The organism is Cellulomonas septica (assembly GCF_012396155.1).
Taxonomy (GTDB): domain Bacteria; phylum Actinomycetota; class Actinomycetes; order Actinomycetales; family Cellulomonadaceae; genus Cellulomonas; species Cellulomonas septica.
Window position 1 is genome coordinate 1 of sequence record NZ_JAAXOY010000227.1, and the last position, 4,995, is coordinate 4,995.

The window sequence follows — 4,995 nt, forward strand, 5'->3', positions numbered from 1 at the left end:
CCCCGTCGTGGCGGCCTGCACGGCGACGAGCGCGGACAGCAGCGCGACGGTCACGAGCGCGGCGGCGCGCGCGACGCGCGGCTCGGCGAGCCAGTGCTCGGGGACCAGGTGGCCGACGAGCTTGATGCCGAGGCAGACGAGGCCCGCGGCGACGATCGCGACCCAGAGGACGACGTCGCTCACGGTGCGGCTCCTGCGCGCTCGGGGGCGGCGTCCGTCGGGTCGGGCGGCGCCGCGACGACACCCACGACGATCGCGACGGCGGCGGCGACGACGCGCTCGCGGCTGAGGGCCTCGCGGCCGGCTGCGGTGGGCGAGGGGGACGGCGGCGGCGGCGACGGGCGCGGCGACGACGGGCGCGACGGCATGGCAGGACTCCCTTGTGACGGCTCGACCTTACGCTGTACGGTCGCCCTTACAGCGTAAGTCTTACGCCGTAAGGCACCGTCGCCGACCGAGGAGGACTCCCGTGACCACGCTCTCCAGCCCTGCGCCCACCACATCCACCGTTCCCGACCGCCGCGTCACGCGCCGCACGGTGGTGGCGTCGCTCTGGCTCTTCGTCCTGCTCTGCTACCTGTACTGCGACGTGCTCACCCTCTTCCGGGCGGAGGACCTGCAGGCGGTCCTCGCGGGCGAGATCGGCGGCGTCGCCATGACCGACGGGTTCCTGCTGGGCGCGTCGGTGCTCATGACGATCCCGATCGGCCTGGTGCTCGTCTCGCGCGTCGCCGCCCACCGCGTCGCGCGCTGGGCGACCGTCGTCGCGGCATCCGTCATGACGGTCGTGCAGGTGGCCTCGCTGTTCGTCGGCGAGACCGCGCCGCACTACGCCTACTTCTCCGCGATCGAGATCACGACGACCGTCGTGCTCGCCTGGTACGCCGCAGCGCGCTGGCGCGCGGACGACTGACGAGGGGTCTCAGGCCAGGACGTCGGCCACCGTGCGGGCCAGCAGGATCGTCACCGCGAGGGCCGGTGCCGGTGCCGCCATCGCGACGGTCGCGACGGACCGCCAGCGGGGACCGACACCGCGGTGCGCCTGCAGCAGGCCCACGGGCAGCGCCACGAGCGCGGGGACGCACGACCAGGTGAGCAGGATCGCGCCCGCCAGGTCCCCCCACGACGTCGGGTGCAGCCACCCGTCCACGAGGTACGCGACCGCCCCGACCACGCCGACGGCGGCGACGGCCGCGAGCAGCAGCGCGGTCCAGCCGAGGACGCGCGCCCACGGGTAGGCGGCGCTCGGCGGGGCGACGACGACGGGCTCGGCCATGGGACTCCTCGCAGCGGCGGACGCCCGACGGGCGGGCGGGACCTCGAGCGCTCCGGAGGCTACCGTGCTCGCGTCGCCCGGGTGCCCGGTTCGTGCGGGATGCTGGGGCCAGGACCGCGAGCCCTCGAGGAGGACCCATGGACGTCGACGTCCGCCACCAGCCGACCAGGACCGTCGCCGTCGTGCGCCGCCACGTGCGCATGGACGAGCTCGCCGCGTTCTACGACACCGCGTACGGCGAGGTCGCGCGCACGGTCGGCGAGGCCGGCGCGCGCATCTCCGGGCCCGCCCTCGGCTGGTACCACGGCATGCCGACCGACACCGTCGACGTCGCCGCCGGGTTCCCCGTCGAGGGTCTCGAGAACGGTCCGCTCGCCGGTCGGGTCGAGGTCGTCGAGCTCGCCGGCGGGCCGGCGCTCGTCGGGCTGCACGTCGGGTCGTACGACGACCTCGGTGCCGCGTGGGCGGAGGTCGAGGCGGCGCGCGCCGAGCACGGGCGCCCGGGTCGCGGCGACTTCTGGGAGGAGTACGTGACCGACCCGTCGCCGAGCGGGGACCCCTCGCGCAACGAGACGCTGCTGGTCCTGCCGCTCGCCTGACGGTCCGCCCGACCGTCCGCCCGACCATCCGTCCGGCCGTCTGCGCGACTGCCCGCGCGACCGTCAGCGGGCGGGACCCGGCCGGTCCCGCCCGCCGACGCCGTCAGGTCGCCGGGACGTAGTCGAAGACGTCGGGGTCCGGACCGGTCCGCTCGTGGCGGTCGAGCGCGTCGATGTCGGCCATGTCGGTCGCCGACAGCTCGAAGTCGAACAGCGCGAAGTTCTCCTCCATGCGGCTGCGCGTCACCGACTTCGGGAAGACCACGTCGCCGCGCTGCACGTGCCACCGCAGCGTCACCTGCGCAGGCGTGCGGCCCACGGACTCCGCGATCCGCACGAGCACCGGGTCGTCGAGGACCTTGCCCTGCGCGATCGGCGACCACGCCTCGGTGACGATCCCGAGCTCCGACCCCGCGGCACGCGCCTCGTCGTTGCGCAGGTAGGGGTGCACCTCGATCTGGTTGACCGCGGGCGTCACCGTCGTCTCGTCGCGCAGCCGGTGCAGGTGCGCGGGCTGGAAGTTCGACACCCCGATGGCCCGGGCGCCGCCGTCGGCGTAGACCCGCTCGAGCGTGCGCCAGCGCGCGACGTAGTCCGCGACCGTCGGCAGCGGCCAGTGGATGAGGAGCAGGTCGACGTGGTCGGTGCCGAGCGCGTCGAGCGAGCGCTTGACCGCGTCGAGCGCGGCGTCGTGCTCGAGGAAGCCGTTGTTGAGCTTCGTCGTGACGAACACGTCGTCGCGCGACAGGCCGGACTCCGCGAGCGCGGCGCCGACGCCCGCCTCGTTGCCGTACATCTGCGCGGTGTCGATGTGCCGGTAGCCGACCTCGAACGCCTCGAGCACGACGCCCTTGGTGTCCTCGGGCGGGACCTGGAAGACGCCGAAGCCGAGCTGCGGGATCTCGACGCCGTTGTTGAGCGTGAGGGTGGGCACGGTCATGGGTGCTGCTCCTGTCGTAGGTGGGGGCCTGCGTCCATCACAACGCGTCGGGCCGCGCCGCGCACCCCGGCGCGGGGGCGTGCTGCTCGACCTGCGGCGCGGTTCCGCGCGGTGCTCGGGCGGTGCTCGGCGCGCGCCGTGTCACCGGGCGCTGGCAGGCTCGTGCCCGGTCGCGTGCCGCGGCCGACGGCGGCCTGCGGGCCGGTACGGAGGGAGCACGACGTGGCCGAGGTGGTGCTGTTCCATCACGCGCAGGGGCTGACGCCGGGCGTGCAGACGCTCGCGGAGACGCTGCGCGCGGCCGGGCACACGGTGCACGTGCCCGACCTGTACGACGGGCGGACCTTCGACGACCTGGAGTCCGGCATCGGGTACGCCGAGCAGACGGGCTTCCAGACGGTCGTCGACCGGGGCGTCGCGGCGGTGCGTGGGCTGCCCGACCGGCTCGTCGTCCTCGGGATCTCCCTGGGCGTCATGTCGGCGCAGACCGTCGCGCAGAGCCGCCCGGGGGTGGTCGGCGCGGTGCTCGTCGGGTCGTGCGTGCCGCCCGAGGCGCTCGGGTCGGCGTGGCCGGACCACGTGCCCGTGCAGGTGCACGGCATGGACGCGGACCCGGTCTTCGTCGGCGAGGGCGACGTCGAGGCGGCACGCGAGCTCGTCGACGCGGTCCCCGACGGCGAGCTGTTCCTGTACCCGGGCGACCAGCACCTGTTCGTCGACGCGAGCCTGCCCGCCTACGACGAGGACGCCGCCGCGCTGCTCCGTGAGCGGGTCCTGGCGTTCCTCGACCGGGTCGGCTGACGCGGGACGGCCACGCGGCTGGTCCGTCCGGGTGACGTCACGCCCCCGACGGGTGAGGAGCCCGCTCCGCCGGTCAACCGCAGCGTCAGGCCGTCGATCGGACGGGCAGGAGGTGCGGCGAGCGCCCGCACCGTGAGGGAGCGTCATGCTGACCGCCGTCGACTGCACGGGCGGTACCTGCACCCCGTCCCCGGCCTCCATGGCCGGCTACGTCGGCGGGTCGTTCCTGCTGTACGGCGTCGTCACCGCGGTGTCGGTCTGGATCTGCGTGCGCATCGCGCGCAAGGCGGGGTACAGCCCCTGGCTGGGCGTCCTCGGGGTCCTACCCCTTGTGAGCCTCGTCGCGCTCCTCGTCTTCGCCTTCAAGGAGTGGCCGGTCGAGGCGGAGGTGCGCGCCCTGCGCGGACGCCTGCTCACCGCGCAGGCGGTCGCAGGCTCGAGCGACCCCCGCGGCCGCTTCGTCGCACCGCCCGCGGGCGGCGGGTTCGGCGACCCGAGGTTCTCCTCCGCGCCGACCGTCCCCCTCTACACCGGCCCGTCGACGCCCACTCCCGCGCCGCCCGCCGACACGTGGCAGCCGCCGCAGCCCCCGCCGCCCCAGCGGTGGTGACGCGCGCCGGGCGTGCCTACGGTGACCGGGCGCGCTGAAGCCAACGGCGCCCCCGCCACCGCGAGGAGGCAGACGTGTCCGAGAGCACCCTCACCGGTCGCCGGGTCCTGGCGATCGTCACGAACTACGGCGTCGAGCAGGACGAGCTCGTCGTGCCCGTCGACCACCTGAGCGGCCAGGGCGTCGACGTCACCGTCGCCGCGCAGTCGAGCGACCCCGTGCAGACGCTGGTCGGCGACAAGGACCCGGGCCGCACCGTCACGCCCGACACGACGTTCGCGGACGTCGACGCCGCCGACTACGACCTGCTGCTCGTGCCGGGCGGCACGATCAACGCCGACAACCTGCGGCTCGACGAGCAGGCCGTGGGCCTCGTGCGCGCCTTCGCCGCGTCGGGCCGCCCCATCGCCGCGATCTGCCACGGCCCGTGGGCGCTCGTCGAGGCGGGCGTGCTGGGCGGCGTGACGCTCACGTCGTACCCGTCGCTGCGCACGGACGTCCGCAACGCGGGCGGCGAGTGGCGCGACGAGGAGGTCGTGACGGACGACGCGGGCGGGTTCTCGCTCGTCACGTCGCGCAACCCCGACGACCTGCCGGCGTTCCTGCCGGCGGTCGACAAGGTGCTGTCGGCGCAGGTCGCACGCAGCTGACCGCGACGCGGGGCCGGCCGGTTCACCGGTCGGCCCTCCGTGCCCGGGCGCGTCGGGCGTCGGGTGTCAGCGGGCGGAGCGGCGGGCGAGGAGCGTCGTGACGACCGGTGCGGCGATCG

General features: G+C 75.0%; 8 protein-coding genes and 1 pseudogene. 5 read left to right on the forward strand and 4 right to left on the reverse strand.

The window, feature by feature from the left end; all coding sequences use genetic code 11:
• Together HGA02_RS10110 and HGA02_RS10115 are read right to left on the reverse strand one after the other, a co-directional pair.
• Positions 1-183: pseudogene (locus HGA02_RS10110) on the reverse strand (AzlD domain-containing protein); the annotation flags it as partial.
• On the reverse strand, positions 180-368 hold the full coding sequence (locus HGA02_RS10115) for a hypothetical protein (RefSeq protein WP_168678897.1): 189 nt from the start codon (positions 366-368) through the stop codon (positions 180-182). The gene HGA02_RS10115 and the pseudogene HGA02_RS10110, both read right to left, overlap by 4 nt.
• A gap of 101 nt (positions 369-469) precedes the next feature.
• On the opposite strand from HGA02_RS10115, the gene HGA02_RS21440 reads away from it, so the two are divergent.
• Positions 470-913, forward strand: coding sequence for a DUF6326 family protein (locus HGA02_RS21440; protein ID WP_168678898.1), 444 nt, complete (start codon positions 470-472; stop codon positions 911-913).
• A gap of 9 nt (positions 914-922) precedes the next feature.
• Here HGA02_RS21440 and HGA02_RS10125 read toward each other — a convergent pair whose 3' ends face one another.
• On the reverse strand, positions 923-1,276 hold the full coding sequence (locus HGA02_RS10125) for a hypothetical protein (protein ID WP_124341460.1): 354 nt from the start codon (positions 1,274-1,276) through the stop codon (positions 923-925).
• A gap of 137 nt (positions 1,277-1,413) precedes the next feature.
• Between HGA02_RS10125 and HGA02_RS10130 the strand changes: the two genes are divergently transcribed.
• Entirely contained in the window at positions 1,414-1,875 is a 462-nt protein-coding gene (locus HGA02_RS10130) for a GyrI-like domain-containing protein (RefSeq protein WP_124341459.1), read from the forward strand.
• A gap of 103 nt (positions 1,876-1,978) precedes the next feature.
• Here the strand turns inward: HGA02_RS10130 and HGA02_RS10135 are convergent, their stop codons facing one another.
• The gene (locus tag HGA02_RS10135; RefSeq protein ID WP_168678899.1) at positions 1,979-2,815 is read right to left on the reverse strand and encodes an aldo/keto reductase; all 837 of its coding nucleotides are present in this window, start codon (positions 2,813-2,815) and stop codon (positions 1,979-1,981) included.
• Positions 2,816-3,037: 222 nt separating this feature from the next.
• Here HGA02_RS10135 and HGA02_RS10140 point away from each other — a divergent pair, with 222 nt between their 5' ends.
• The 3 genes from HGA02_RS10140 (at position 3,038) to HGA02_RS10150 (ending at position 4,876) form a co-directional block, all read left to right on the forward strand.
• Complete coding sequence (locus HGA02_RS10140; RefSeq protein WP_168678900.1) at positions 3,038-3,616, forward strand: dienelactone hydrolase family protein; 579 nt, start codon at positions 3,038-3,040, stop codon at positions 3,614-3,616.
• A 145-nt stretch (positions 3,617-3,761) separates the two neighbouring features.
• Entirely contained in the window at positions 3,762-4,226 is a 465-nt protein-coding gene (locus HGA02_RS10145) for a hypothetical protein (protein WP_168678901.1), read from the forward strand.
• A 74-nt stretch (positions 4,227-4,300) separates the two neighbouring features.
• A complete protein-coding gene (locus tag HGA02_RS10150; protein ID WP_168678902.1) occupies positions 4,301-4,876 on the forward strand; it encodes a DJ-1/PfpI/YhbO family deglycase/protease in 576 nt (191 codons plus the stop codon).
• The last annotated feature ends 119 nt before the right edge of the window (positions 4,877-4,995 follow it).

Coding starts and splice junctions, on each gene's coding strand:
- HGA02_RS10145 (WP_168678901.1), top strand. CDS start 3,762: ATGCTGACCGCCGTCGACTGCACGGGCGGTACCTGCACCCCGTCCCCG.
- HGA02_RS10115 (WP_168678897.1), bottom strand. CDS start 368: ATGCCGTCGCGCCCGTCGTCGCCGCGCCCGTCGCCGCCGCCGCCGTCC.
- HGA02_RS10125 (WP_124341460.1), bottom strand. CDS start 1,276: ATGGCCGAGCCCGTCGTCGTCGCCCCGCCGAGCGCCGCCTACCCGTGG.
- HGA02_RS10135 (WP_168678899.1), bottom strand. CDS start 2,815: ATGACCGTGCCCACCCTCACGCTCAACAACGGCGTCGAGATCCCGCAG.
- HGA02_RS10130 (WP_124341459.1), top strand. CDS start 1,414: ATGGACGTCGACGTCCGCCACCAGCCGACCAGGACCGTCGCCGTCGTG.